Source organism: Collinsella sp. wc0529 (assembly GCF_046116875.1).
Classification (GTDB): domain Bacteria; phylum Actinomycetota; class Coriobacteriia; order Coriobacteriales; family Coriobacteriaceae; genus Collinsella.
The window spans coordinates 590,899-604,295 of sequence record NZ_JBJXBO010000001.1 but is presented as its reverse complement, the minus strand read 5'-3'; the positions used below and the strand labels follow the sequence as shown (position 1 = coordinate 604,295).

The window sequence follows — 13,397 nt, the reverse complement described above, 5'->3', positions numbered from 1 at the left end:
CCGTTTCTTGACCGAATAATGGGACGCAATTTCCCGTTGGAGCGCCTTTGGGAAAGTGTGTCCCACTTCGACCGCCCAGAGTGGGATGCACTTTCCGCAAAGCACCTCAACGGGAAACTACGTCCCATTCCAAAGGCAAATTCCGGGACGCATTTTTCGAAAGCCTGCCCATCCGGAAAGCCCGTCCCACTTTGGACGCATCCGGGCACGGAACCATCGACCTATCAGGCCTCCCATCAATAAAGAGGCGTCCTCCCGGACGGCGGGGCACGAAGTTCATCGCGAGTTCCGCACGCAAAGAAGGCCACTTAATGTGGCCTTCGTCTTGCGCAGGACTGTAGAGCAGGGAACTTCGTGCCCCGACGCCCGGGAGGACGTTTCATTTAGAAAGATGGACCGACCGCCGTCAGCGATGGGAGCTACTCCCCCAGCACGGCCTTCTTGGCGGCTGCGGCCATGTTGTCCAGGTCCTCCTTGGTGGGATGGTCCTTTGCGGCAAACCAGTTGTCGAGCAGCATCTTATAGCGCGCGTTTTCGGGTTCTTGCTCAAGCATTGCCTCGTAGCGCTGCTTTACGGCAGGGCCCATCTTGCCCTGGCACATCGCCCAGCCCGCAAGCTCGGCATCCCCAGCCAAATTGGAAGTTACGCGGTCGATAATCTGCTGATAATAGCTCTGGTCGGCCCCAAAGCCGCAGGTGCCAAACAGGAACACGCGCTTGCCGTGCAAGGCGGAGAGCAACGCCGCAACTGAAGGCGTGCACGCGCCCTTGTCGCACCAAAAACCGACGAGCACCGTGTCGGCCGCGCAGGCGCCCTGCGCCTCGAGCGCAACCTGATCTGCATCCGCATCGTCGCTCAACGCCGCGGCATGGACAAAATCAACACCCGCAGCCTGCAGAGCGCGCTTGATCGCGCCCGAAACCATCCTGGTATTACCGCTCTTGCTGTTAACCACCAAAGAGCACGTCATAGTCACGTTGCCTCGTTTCCCCCAAAACTAAAGCCACTAATGCAATTTATTAGATGAATATCTTAGTACTTACGTGACAGATGTAAACCACCGTCTGTCGATTGATTAATTTGCCCCACGGGCTTGCTTACTGGGCGAATTGGCTGCGGTAGAGTTCGGCGTAGAAGCCGCCTGCCGCTAGCAGCTCGTCGTGCGTGCCGCGCTCGATAATCTGGCCGTCGCGCATCACCAAAATGCAGTCGGCGTTGCGGATGGTGCTCAGGCGATGCGCCACGACAAAGCTTGTGCGGCCAGCCATGAGCTCGTCGAATGCCGCCTGCACCTGCAGCTCGGTGCGGGTATCGATGCTCGAAGTCGCCTCGTCCAGCAGCAAGATAGCCGGATCGGTGAGCATGACGCGTGCGATGCACAGCAGCTGTTTTTGACCTTGGCTAAACGTGCCGCCGTCCTCGCCGATCACCGTATCGTAGCCGCCTGGCAGCTGCACGATAAACTTGTGCGCGTGCGCGCGCTTGGCCGCCTCGACAACCTGTTCGCGCGTGGCATCGGGACAACCGTAGGCGATGTTTTCCGCCACCGTGCCCTCGAACAGCCAAGTGTCCTGCAGCACCATGCCAAAGGCGCGGCGCAGGCTTGCGCGCGTGTAGTCACGCGAGGAACGGCCATCGACCGCAATGCGACCGGCATCGATATCGTAAAAACGCAGTAGCAAATTGATGAGCGTCGTCTTGCCACAGCCCGTAGGACCGACCAGGGCAAAGCGCATGCCGGGCTTAGCCTCGATGCAGATATCCTGCAGCAGTTTGCGGTCGGGCACGTAGCTAAAGTCCACGTGTTCAAAAGTCACCTCACCCTGCGGGGCGGTAAGCTCTACAGCGTCCGACGCGTCGGGCTCCTGCTCGCGCGCATCGAGCAGCGCAAACATGCGGCGCGCCGAGGCGTACGCGGTCTGGACCTGCGTAATGACGTTGGTGACCTCGTTGAACGGCTTGGTGTACTGGTTGGCATAGGACAGGAAGATCTGCACGCCGCCCACCGTAAGCGCCGCGGGCACGCCCGTGATCACGCCCACGCAGCCGATCACAGCGACCACGGCATAGATGATGTTATTGATAAAGCGCGTACCGGGATTGGAAAGCGAGCCCATAAACTGCGCGCACTCGCCTGCCGTATAGAGCTCGGCGTTAAGGGCATCAAAGCGCAGCTGCGCATTGGGGCCATAGGCAAAGGCGTCGACAAGCTTCTGCTCGCCTACGTACTCTTCGATATGACCACCGAGCTGACCCTGAATGCGCTGCTGCGCCGTAAAGCTTTTGTTGGAGAGCTTGGCGATGGCGCCGGCTGCAAAAATGGAAAGCGGCGTGACGAGTACCACCACGAGCGTCATGGTCAGGTTAATGGAGAGCATAAACGCGAGCGTGCCAACGATGGTGATAACGCCGGTGAATAGCTGGGTAAAGCCCTGGAGCAGACCGTCGCCCACCTGGTCGACGTCGTTGACCACGCGGCTCATAAGGTCGCCGTGGGCGTGGCTGTCGATAAAGCTGAGCGGCATGCGACTGAGCTTGTCGCTCGCCTCCACGCGCATGTCGCGCACCGTCTCGTAGGACAAGCGGTTGACGCAATAGCCCTGCAGCCACTGGAAGGCCGCGGCACCTACCACGACGAGCGCGAGTTTGGTAACGAGCGGCAGTAGCGCGTCGAAGTCCACCTGCACGGCAGCAACGATCAGGTCGATGCCCTCGCCGATGAGAATAGGTGTGTAGAGCTGCAGAATCACCGAGACGGCGGCACTCACAAACGACGCCGCAAACGAAATACGGTGCGGACGGACGTAGCCCATCAGGCGGCGGGTCACCGCGCCCACGGGATAGCGCTCAGGGTCGCCGGGCTGGCGCGGACCGTCGCCCAGGTCGTTGAGGTTATCGTTGCCGGACACGTTGGCCGTCATCGTGGCGACCGAACCGGAAGAAGTATACGGATTCATTTAGCAGCCCTCCTTTGCGCAGACGGATGCGGAGGCGGTTGGGGCGGACGCGGGCGCCGCACTCCCCTGCCGGCCCTCGAGCTCCTCGCGGCGCAACTGCGACTGGCAAATCTCGCGGTAGAGCTGGCAGCTTGCGTACAGCTCGTCATGCATGCCCAGGCCTGCGACCGAGCCGTGGTCGAGTACGCAGATCATGTCAGCGTCGCGCACGGTCGAGACGCGCTGGCTTACGATCACCGTCGTGAGCGGCAGCCCGCCCTCGGCGGCACCGCGCACGCTACGCTCGCGGATGGCATGGCGAAGCGCCGCGTCGGTCTTAAAGTCGAGCGCCGAGGCGGAGTCGTCCATGATCAATATCTGAGGCGAACCCACCAAGGCACGCGCGATAGTCAGGCGCTGGCGCTGGCCACCGCTGAAGTTCTTGCCGCCCGCCTCGACCGGGGCGTCGAGCCCCTGCGGCTTGTTGCGCACGAACTCGCTCGCCTGCGCCATATCGAGCGCCGCCCAAAGTTCCTCGTCGGTCGCCGACTCGTCACGCCAGGTCAGGTTGCTGCGGATGGTGCCGCTCACCAGCGACGCTCGCTGCGGAACGGTCGCGACCACATGGCGCAGCTGGCCGAGCTGCCAGGCACGCACGTCGGAGCCCATCACGCTCACGCTGCCGGTGCTCGCATCGTACAGGCGCGGAATAAGCGAGACGAGTGTGGACTTGCCGCTGCCCGTGCCGCCGATAATGCCGAGCGTTTTGCCCAACGAAAGTTCCAGGGTCACATCGCTCACGGCATTGGCCGCGCCGGCGCCAAACGAGAAGCTCGCATGGTCAAAGCTCAGCGCGGGAGCCGGGGCGTCGACGTCCGTCGCGAGCGCCTGGGGCAGCGCGACCGGCTCGTTGCCCTCGTCAGCGATGCTCGGCACGCAATTGAGCACCTCGTTGATACGCGACGCGCTGGCGCTCGCCTTGGTAAAAACAACGACCAGGTTGGCCACGTAGACGATGGAGGTGAGGGTCTGCGTCATGTAGTTCACAAACGCCATGACCTGACCCTGCGTGAGCTCGCCCACGTTGACCTGGATGCCGCCCACCCACAGGATGGCGCACACGCCCAGGTTCATCACCAAAAACGTGACGGGATTAAGGATCGACGAGAGCTTGCCCACCGCGATGGCAGTATTGGCCTGGTCATCGGCGGCTTGGGCAAAACGCTCGCGCTCGTGGTCCTCACGCACGAAGGCGCGAACAACGCGGGCGCCCGAAAGCCCCTCGCGGCAGATAAGCGCGATGCGGTCGAGCTTTGCCTGCAGCTGCCTGTAATACGGGATACAGCGCGCCATGACAAACCAAAACACCAGGCCGATAGCGGGCGTGCAGATCAAGAAGATCATGCCGAGCTTAAGGTCGATGGCAAGGGCCGCGACCATGGAGCCCACCGCTAGGAAGGGCCAGCGGATGAGCATGCGCACGCCCAGCGCCACAGCGAGCTGCACCTGGTTGACGTCGTTGGTGATACGCGTGATGAGCGACGGCGTGCCAAAACGGTCGAGTTCGGCATAGCTCAGCTTGTTGATATGCTGGTAGAGCGCGCCACGAATGTCGGTGCCCATGCCCTGCGAGGTGAGCGCCGCCATCTTTTGGCAGACGAGCGTAAACGAGATGCCGATCACAGCCATGGCGGCAAGCAGCATACCGTAGTGGATAACGGCGTTCACGTCGTGCGCCCCAATGCCCTTATCGATCATCTGGGCAATCACCAGCGGCGTCAGCAGGTCAAAGATCACTTCGATTAGCTTGCACGCAGGGCCGATCACCATATATCGGCGAAACTTACCACCAAAACGCCTGAGCAGCTCAATCATGTATAGGCGCTCCCTATCATCATCCACATTCAATTCGAACCATGATAGTACCGCCACCCCAAAAGAAGCGTAAACAACTCGTCATTTCTAACGGGATTCAGTTTTCAGGGGAGGGGTATACGCGCACACCCAGCCAGTGTCGGGTCAACTAGCATGGTATATTTACATTAGTGCTACCAAGTTAGTCGCCGACCCTTGAAATGAGGTGCCGAGATGAACGACATTCTCGCAAGAAGAGCAAGACGAGCAACTGTGGGCATCGCCCTTTCCGCGGCACTTGTCGCGGGAATCGCCCCCGCAACGGCGATCGCGGCAGAAACCAGTTCCCCCACCGGTGCAGTTGCCTTGCAGGCGGAAGATGCGGCCGCCGCAAAAGAAAAAGCGTATGCAGCCATGCAGGAAGCGCTCAAAAACCTCGAGGCCGCGAAAGACGCCGCAAGTCCCGAGAAACTTGCGGCAATCGATGATGACATTGCCGCTTTTCAAGAGATCTACGACATGGTGGCGGCGGAAGCCGCCAAACGGAGGGAACGCCTTCCCGCCATGCAAGCGAACGTCGATGCAGCCCAAGCCAAATACGATGAGGCCCACAGCCGGACAAGCGGCCTTCAGGCAGAATTAGATAAGGCACTTGAAGCACTCGGCGACGAGGAGCCCAGCACAGCTACTAAAGAGCATATTAAGCAGTTGCGACGTGAGATCATGTCGGCAGAAAGGCGAGAGAAATCTTGTGAAGATGATCTTCACTCCTACCGACGCCGGCTCGAAAGCCAGGAAAGACAGGTTCAGGATTCCGAAAGTGAGGCGCAGGAAGCTAAAGCCCACATCGATGAGGACATAGCCAAGCGAGATGCGCTCCTCGGCGATTTGGAAAAGGCGCAAGCGGCCTATGACGACGCCTGCAAGGCATACGAAGAGGCTAAGGCCGCGGCAGACAAGGCCACCTCGCCCGAGATAACGAGACCCGCCGAGACGACAAAACCCTCCAGCCCAGCGCAGCCGGCCGAAACGGCACATCCCACCGGCTCGTCCGCGACCGGCAAAAATACCCCGCCAAGCTCCACCAAGCAGGCGAACTCGAGCAGCGGCAAGCAAGCAAATACGACCGCCGGCAAGCTCGCAAACACAGGCGACACAGCGCCGAGCGCAATCGCACTCGCAGCAGTCGCCGCCGCAGGCCTCGGAATAACCGCCACAGCTACACGCCGCATCAAGAACTCAAAATAGCTGCCAGAGCATATCGCCTTCGCCAATCTACAAACCCAGAGACAAAAAGAGGCTCGTTTCCCCAACCTAGGGAAACGAGCCTCTTTAACTGCAAAAATTCAAGCAACAGCACCGCCGCCTCTTGAACCACGTAGCCATCAATGCCCAGACAACGCCAACGAGCAGCATTCCTTAAGGGATAGATTTAATTAGGCTAACGCGCCTTTACGGGTGCTTTTTGGACGAAGTGGTCCCGGTGCCGGCGGGCTGTTTGGTAGTCGAGCGATTCCGCAGGCAAAGCCGAGGACCAGCGAGACACCAAACAGCCCGCCGGCACCGGGACCGCATCGCGGCACCAAAAAAGCGCCCGTGCGCTCGATGGATTCGGATGCCCGACAGAGGCTCCTTATGGCTGCTTCCTTCCGGACCTGACCAGATTCGGAACATGTCGTCATCCGAACCCATCGAACGCGCTAGGCGCTCGGTATATCTTACCTGCTCCCGCCCGCCAGAGCAAGGTAGCTAATTTGGGACGGAGCTTTTTTGACTACTTTTGCAGCCCGATTGCCAGAGCAGCCAATGAGTAGTCAAAATAGTCCCATCCCAAAATGACCGGCTTGGTGCCGCACCACAGAAAGGACCTATCTACTACGTTTAGGCCGCAAGGGTCAACCATAGCCGGCTTTTTCGAAAATCGGCAAGCTTTCTACCTGCGGTTTTGTTTTTGCAAATTCCGGGATGGTCGAGGGTGGCCGGTTTAACGTAGTAGATGGCCGCATTTCGTGGCAAACGGTCCGACCAAAGACCCAAGGCAGCCAACCTCGAATGGCCATTCTCGAAGTTGCGGTGGAATAGTTCCTGTTTTTGCTGTCTGAGCCGCCAAACAGGAACTAATCCACCGCAACTTATAAAGAGATAGGTTTTAGATACGGCCAAGGTCGTAGGATCGAGCGGCTGCTTCGCCAGCGCAGATAAGGTTGGTGGTGGCTTCCTGCGGATTAAGCGCTTGCTCCAGGTCCATGGGCTTGCGGCAAATCGGCAAAACCAAGTCAATACCCTGCTCATACACCGCATCCAGGTTGACGGCGCGCCCGCCCACGACGGCGACCACCGGCTTGCCATATCGCTTCGCGCGACGGGCCATGCCCACCGGCGCCTTACCGGCGGCGGATTGCTCGTCCATATTGCCCTCGCCCGTTATGACCAGGTCGACATCGCGTACACGCTCGTCAAACTCCACGAGATCGAGCACCGTCTCCACACCCGAGCGTAGCTCCGCGCCGAGCGCCAGCAACGCCGCGCCCAAGCCACCGGCAGCGCCCGCGCCGGGCACGCTGAGCACCGAGCCAAATGTCCGGGCGCCCTCGGGTGTGCGCAACAACCCCTGGGCTCGAGCTCCGGCAATCGCGGCGTCGAGCAAGCGACCGTAGCCGACCATCCAGCTGTCGCACCTGCGCAGGACCTCGGCATCCCCCGTCGGCAGGCCCTTCTGCCCACCGAACACTGCTAGGGCGCCTCGACTCCCCACGAGCGGATTCTCGACATCGGAAAGCACCACGACACGTGCGCCGTTCAGCGTCCGAAGCGCTGGCGCCACATCGATACTCGCCACGTGTTCAAGGCCTGCAAGACCGGGAACGATATCGCAGCCGTGTTCATTGACAAGGTGGGCGCCCAGCGCCTGCAGCATGCCGGCGCCACCGTCGTTGGTGGCACTGCCGCCCAGACCAATATAGAGTGTCTTTGCGCCCGTGCGAACCGCACGAAGCATGAGCTCGCCCACGCCATAGGTTGTAGCAGCCAGCGCCGACGACTCCGTGCAAGGCGAATACCCAATGCCAGCCGCCTCGGCCATCTCGATGACCGCGGACTCGTGCTCGATATCAACCAGCATCCGGGCAGACGTGCGCTTGCCCAAGGGACCTGCCACCTCGCAGGTCACAATCTCACCGTCGCACGCGGCAACGGCATCGAGCGTCCCCTCGCCACCATCTGCCAGCGGCAACGCGGCCACCTGGGCATCGGACCACACACGGCGCACGCCTTCGGCAACCGCCGCCTCCGCCTGCGCACTCGACACGCTGCCCTTAAAGGAGTCGATCGCCAACAGCACACGGCGGGGCCGGCGGCACGCAGGACCAAAGTCAAACGCCGTGCCAGCATCTTCACCGGCACCTGCAAGCGCTGCGGCGTGAGCGGTGTGCGCGTCAAGATCGGCCCCACAACCGCAACCAGCGCCGCCCGCTCCGCGCAGACCGCCAAAATAGCTACTCAGCAGCTCGCGGCATTCATCCGCCAGGACCCCAGCCGTCACGTTAAAGCGATGATTCAGGCGCGAGTCGGCATTGAGGTCATACAGGGATCCCAGCGCGCCCGCCTTGGCGTCACGCGCGCCATACACGCAGCGCCCCACGCGCGCGTTAACCATAAGCCCCGCACACATGCAGCATGGCTCGAGCGTCACGTAGACCGTGCAATCGGAAAGGCGCCAACGACCGAGCGACCGAGCGGCAGCGCACAGGGCCGCGAACTCTGCATGAGCCGAAGGATCCTGGTCGAGCTCGCGACGATTATGCGCCCGCGCGACAATCTCGCCGTCGCGCACCACTACGGCTCCGATGGGCACCTCGCCCACCGCCGCGGCGGCTCGCGCCTCGGCCAGCGCCTCGCGCATGAACTTCTCGTCGATTTCGGTGATCGTCATCGTTCGCCTTCCCTGTTGCAAATTCAAAACGATGCTATCATTACGACTCACGGAGAGATGGCAGAGCGGTTGAATGCGGCGGTCTTGAAAACCGTTGAGCGCGAGAGCGTTCCGGGGGTTCGAATCCCCCTCTCTCCGCCACTCCTAGTGATGCACCGGTGTCATGGTCCGCTCAAACAGCGCATCGACCACGTCGGCTATCTCAGGTCGACGCTCAAGATCGTGGCCCGATTCCCACCATATCGTGAAAAGTCGAATAATACCGCCGGCGACAAACTCAGACGTCGTCTCGAGTGACACGGGGGCCAGGGCATCCTCGGCAAGCACGTTCATCACACGCTCGCGGATGGAGCGGGCAATGCGGTCGCAAATAACGTTGGTCAACATACCCGACATGCTGCTGGCCAAAAGGTTATCCATGAGCTGCTCATGCGCCAGAATCATATTCATGGCATCGTCCAAAATCGCGTGCCGAAGCGCGCGCACGTCCTCGGCAGACACTGCGCCGGCCTCATCGGGCTGTTTTTGCGGCAAGCCCGACATGAGCTCATCGATATAAAAGGCAAAGTAATCGTTCTTGTCGCGAAAGTGCTTGTAGAACGTCGTGCGGCGAATCATGGCGCGGTCGCACAGCATGGCAACCGTCAGGTCCTCAAAACGATGCTCCTCGAGAAGCTCGGTGAAGGCATCGAACAGGGCGCGGTAGGTTTTCTTAATGCGAAGGTCCACTGGTATCGCCATCCTCAGGGCAAAGACAACACTCGTCAATCTGTCGCATATCTTACACCTGTACCTCGCGCGCTTTGCCCCGGTGCCAACCCCGCCGAAAACACAACGCTTACCGGAAAGTTCGGCACGGCAAAACGTTGCGGGTATACTAGTAGCGTTATACCAACGGCAGCTGGCGCATGCCGCCGCGGCCATTCGAAACGGAGACATCATGATTACCGTCATCATCGGCATCGTTGTTGTCATTGTGATTGTCTGCGCCATCGCCGGCATCTACAACAACATGGTCACCAAGCGTAACCGCATCGATAACGCCTGGCAGAACATCGATACGCAGCTGCAGCGCCGCAACGACCTGATCCCCAACCTGGTCGAGACCGTCAAGGGCTACGCCAAGCACGAGCAGGAGACGCTCTCCGCCGTGATCAGCGCGCGTAACACCGCCGTCAAGGCCACCACGCCCGAGGCCAAGATGGAAGCCGACAACGTGCTGACCGGTGCGCTGCGCCAGCTCTTCGCCGTGGCCGAGGCCTATCCCGATCTTAAGGCAAACACCAACTTTACGCAGCTGCAGGCATCGCTCGAGGATACCGAGAACAAGATTAGCTATGCACGCCAGAGCTACAACGACTGCGTACTCAGCTACAACAACGCCATTCAGACGTTCCCGGCTGTCATCTTTGCCGGCATCTTCCAGTTTAAGGAGCGCCAGGGCTTCGAGGCCGCCGAAGCAGCCCGCCAGGCCCCGACCGTCAAGTTCTAGTAGTTTGACAGCGCATCCTTAATCGGCCAAATGTATAAACCGCCCCGTCGAATGCATACTTCGACGGGGCGGTTTCCTTTTTCGCGAAGGTCCCCCTCTAAGCGCCGTGCATTTTCAGGAGTATTCAACATAACCAAGAGCTTCGGGCGCCACGATAAATGCCAAAGACCGCGAATATCCCTGCAAATCAAACGCTGCCAGCCCATAACCCCGCCCATCATTCGTAGAAAACATCGAGAAATCCCGATTTTTTGCCCGAGGTCGGTATGCAGGGGCCTTCGATTGCAGAATACTCGCAAAAATGCACGTCGCCACCCATTACAGTCTGAAATAGGTCATCGATAAATTTCGATGGCGAGCATTCGGCGCATTGCCTACGATACGGGCAAGCCCCGAGGGGCCGCCGATCGGGCGCCTCCGGATGGCCGTCTGCCCCTGCCCCGTAGAGGGCCCGGGGGGTGTTGCCACCGGGGGCGCTCGCCGCTCCGGACGACTGATAGGAAACTGCCGGGCGCAAGCGCCACGGCCAGGTAATGTGGGTGTCGCGGGGAGGGGTTCCGATCGGCCTACCGATTGGAGGATACCACCGTGGCACCAATTAGAATGTCGGAAGCCGTCATCGGGCTCGATGTCGGGAAATCGTCCCACTGGGCATGCGTCGCGACTCGAGACGGCGAGGTGCTGTTGAGCACCCCCGTCGCGAACAGGGAGGACGACCTGGACTCGCTGTTCGGCCGCTTCCCCGATGCGCTCGTGGTCGTCGACCAGTCGCGCAACATAGGCGCCCTCGCGCTCGCCCGCGCCAGGGCGGCCGGGATGTCGGCGGCGTACCTGCCGGGACTCGCGGCGCACGGGGCCGCCAGGCTCTTCGCCGGCGACGCCAAGACCGACGAGCGAGACGCGATGGTCATCGCGAAGACGGCGCTTGGCATCCCCGACGCGCTCCTGCCGGTCGGAGACCCAGGTCCGACGATTGCGGCGGCGAGGGCGCTGGCCGCCCAGAGGAACTTCCTGACCTGCGAGAACACTAGGAATAAGAACCGGCTGCGCAGCATCCTGCTGGAATCGTGCCCCGCCTTCGAGGCACTGGTCGACCTGTCCGACGGGCCCCAGCTGAGGCTCATGGCATCCCTCGGCGGGGCCTGGTCGGTAGCCGACGCCGGGCCCCGCAGGGCGGCGGCGCTCACGCGTGGGGCGGCGCGCGGTAAGATCGAGGCCCTCGTCCGCTCGACAACCTCCTCGACAAGGCCGGATGCGTCGGTCGTCGCCGCCGAGGACCGGGCGGTGAAACTGCTCGCGCGCAGGATATCCGAGAACTCGGCGGAGATCGAGGCGATCACGGCGGAGATCTCCGCCCTGCTCGAGGGCGACGATACCTACCGATGCCTCCTGACGGTGCCGGGCATCGGGCCCAAAACCGCTTCCGAGCTTGCGATCTCCATCGACATCGAAGACTTCCCCAGTCACGACAGGCTCGCGTCGTACTGCGGCCTGGCGCCGCGCAACCGCCAGTCGGGAACCTCGATCTCCTCGGTGACGGCATCGCGCCAAGGCAACAAGAGGCTGAAGAACCTGCTCATATTCTCATGTAACTGCCTCACCCGGACAGAGGGGAGATGGGGCGACTACTACACCAGGTGCCGAGAGCGGGGCATGTCGCACGGCAAGGCGCTCAAGGCGCTGGCGCGAAAGAGACTGAAGGTCATCTACGCGGTCATGCGAGACAGGGTGCCTTACGCAGCCTAGCCGAAACGCACCGAGCAGACTGAAGCCCACCGGCCTAATGGCTTGGCGTCAGCATGCCGCGATTCGGTCGCACGAAGAGCATTTCCCAGTTGACAAAACTATAGGAACACCCCCCACATGGCGCGAACCAAAACAAAAGCGCGGCCTTCCTTTCCGGCGCACTCCGCAGGACGAAAGAACCCCCGCCGCACGTAGTGCGCAGCGGGGGTTCTTTCATGTCCGAGGACGCACCGGAAAGGAAGGTTGCCCTCGGGCCGGACATACAAGGCAGCTTACGCGACGGTGTAAACCCAGTTGTGCTTATCCTCGACAGCACCGGACTGGATACCAGTCAGGGTCTCGCGAAGCTTCTTCATCACGGGGCCGATCTCGGTGTAGCCAGCCGGGAAGGTCACGGTCTCATCGGCACCATAGACCTTGTTGTCGATCTCGCCCACCGGGGAGATGACGGCAGCGGTGCCGCACAGGCCGCACTCCACAAAGGTACCGGCCTTGACCTCGGCCCACTCGACGGGACGCTGATCGACGGTCATACCCAGATCCTCGGCAACCTGAACGAGCGAACGACGGGTGATGGAGGGCAGGATGGAGTCGGTGTGCGACTGAGGAACGACGAGGGTGCCATCCTCCTTCACGAACAGGACGTTGGCGCCACCGGTCTCCTCGACATAGGTGCGGGACTCGGAGTCGAGATACAGGTTCTCGGCATAACCCTCGCGGTGTGCTTCCATCGTGGGCTTGAGGGACATGGCGTAGTTCAGGCCGGCCTTGATGTTGCCGGTGCCATGCGGTGCGGCGCGGTCGTACTCGGAAACGCGCAGCTTAACGGGCTTAAGGCCGCCCTTAAAGTACGGACCGACCGGAGTCACGAGAATGCGGAACGTGTACTCAGGAGCGGGAGCCACGCCAATCACGTCACCGGAGCCGATCATAAACGGGCGCACGTACAGGGTCGCACCGGAGCCGAAGGGCGGAACCCAGGCGGCGTTGGCAGAAACGACCTGCTTGACGGCCTCAACAAACTTGTCCTTGGGGAACGGGGGCATCTCGAGGCGCTGGGCAGAGTTGTACATACGCTCGGCGTTCATATCGGGACGGAAGCAGACGATGCTGCCGTCCTCGGCGGTGTAGGCTTTCAGGCCCTCAAAGACCTCCTGGCAGTAATGGAAGATGCCGCCGCACTCGGAGACATGCAGGGTGTGGTCGGTGGTCAGGCCGCCCTCGTCCCACTCGCCGTCCTTCCAATGGGCCTCGTAGCTGTAATCGGTCTTCATGTAGCCAAAGCCGAGGCTACCCCAATCGATATCCTTCTTCTCGACAGTCATGTGTCGCTCCTTACATACACAGTTGCATACTCGCGAACTCGCACGCAAGGACCGAGGCCGACCGCGTCGCAACGTCGCACGCCCGGAGCGTAGAGCCGGACGGGACACGCGG

Annotated in this window: 9 protein-coding genes, 1 tRNA gene and 1 other RNA gene; 4 read left to right on the top strand and 7 right to left on the bottom strand. The window is 61.3% G+C overall.

Annotated features, from left to right (window positions below; translation table 11 throughout):
- Nucleotides 1-419: 419 nt before the first annotated feature.
- The 3 genes from bilS to ACKUTP_RS02505 form a co-directional block, all read right to left on the bottom strand.
- Complete coding sequence (gene bilS, locus ACKUTP_RS02515) at nt 420-971, bottom strand: flavodoxin family protein BilS (protein WP_035138751.1); 552 nt, start codon at nt 969-971, stop codon at nt 420-422.
- Nucleotides 972-1,098: 127 nt separating this feature from the next.
- A complete protein-coding gene (locus ACKUTP_RS02510) occupies nt 1,099-2,958 on the bottom strand; it encodes an ABC transporter ATP-binding protein (protein WP_409063486.1) in 1,860 nt (619 codons plus the stop codon).
- Entirely contained in the window at nt 2,959-4,812 is a 1,854-nt protein-coding gene (locus ACKUTP_RS02505) for an ABC transporter ATP-binding protein (protein WP_409063485.1), read from the bottom strand.
- 213 nt (nt 4,813-5,025) lie between these two features.
- On the opposite strand from ACKUTP_RS02505, the gene ACKUTP_RS02500 reads away from it, so the two are divergent.
- Nucleotides 5,026-6,039, top strand: a complete 1,014-nt coding sequence (locus tag ACKUTP_RS02500; protein ID WP_409063484.1) for a hypothetical protein — start codon at nt 5,026-5,028, stop codon at nt 6,037-6,039.
- 351 nt (nt 6,040-6,390) lie between these two features.
- On the opposite strand, the gene ffs is transcribed toward ACKUTP_RS02500, so the two are convergent.
- Nucleotides 6,391-6,486, bottom strand: an RNA gene (ffs, locus tag ACKUTP_RS02495) — signal recognition particle sRNA small type.
- A gap of 454 nt (nt 6,487-6,940) precedes the next feature.
- On the bottom strand, nt 6,941-8,722 hold the full coding sequence (tadA, locus tag ACKUTP_RS02490; RefSeq protein ID WP_409063483.1) for a tRNA adenosine(34) deaminase TadA: 1,782 nt from the start codon (nt 8,720-8,722) through the stop codon (nt 6,941-6,943).
- 51 nt (nt 8,723-8,773) lie between these two features.
- On the opposite strand from tadA, the gene ACKUTP_RS02485 reads away from it, so the two are divergent.
- Nucleotides 8,774-8,863 (top strand) — tRNA-Ser (locus tag ACKUTP_RS02485).
- A 3-nt stretch (nt 8,864-8,866) separates the two neighbouring features.
- On the opposite strand, the gene ACKUTP_RS02480 is transcribed toward ACKUTP_RS02485, so the two are convergent.
- Nucleotides 8,867-9,451 carry a TetR/AcrR family transcriptional regulator gene (locus tag ACKUTP_RS02480; RefSeq protein WP_409063482.1) on the bottom strand — a complete coding sequence of 195 codons (585 nt, stop codon included), beginning with the start codon at nt 9,449-9,451 and terminating at the stop codon, nt 8,867-8,869.
- A 211-nt stretch (nt 9,452-9,662) separates the two neighbouring features.
- Here ACKUTP_RS02480 and ACKUTP_RS02475 point away from each other — a divergent pair, with 211 nt between their 5' ends.
- Both ACKUTP_RS02475 and ACKUTP_RS02470 read left to right on the top strand, forming a co-directional pair.
- The gene (locus ACKUTP_RS02475) at nt 9,663-10,214 is read left to right on the top strand and encodes a LemA family protein (protein ID WP_082421874.1); all 552 of its coding nucleotides are present in this window, start codon (nt 9,663-9,665) and stop codon (nt 10,212-10,214) included.
- A gap of 588 nt (nt 10,215-10,802) precedes the next feature.
- Nucleotides 10,803-11,960: an IS110 family transposase gene (locus tag ACKUTP_RS02470; protein WP_409063376.1), complete on the top strand. Its 1,158-nt coding sequence runs from the start codon at nt 10,803-10,805 to the stop codon at nt 11,958-11,960.
- Between the two features lie 272 nt (nt 11,961-12,232).
- On the opposite strand, the gene ACKUTP_RS02465 is transcribed toward ACKUTP_RS02470, so the two are convergent.
- The gene (locus ACKUTP_RS02465; protein WP_022093821.1) at nt 12,233-13,285 is read right to left on the bottom strand and encodes a branched-chain amino acid aminotransferase; all 1,053 of its coding nucleotides are present in this window, start codon (nt 13,283-13,285) and stop codon (nt 12,233-12,235) included.
- Nucleotides 13,286-13,397 lie beyond the last annotated feature (112 nt).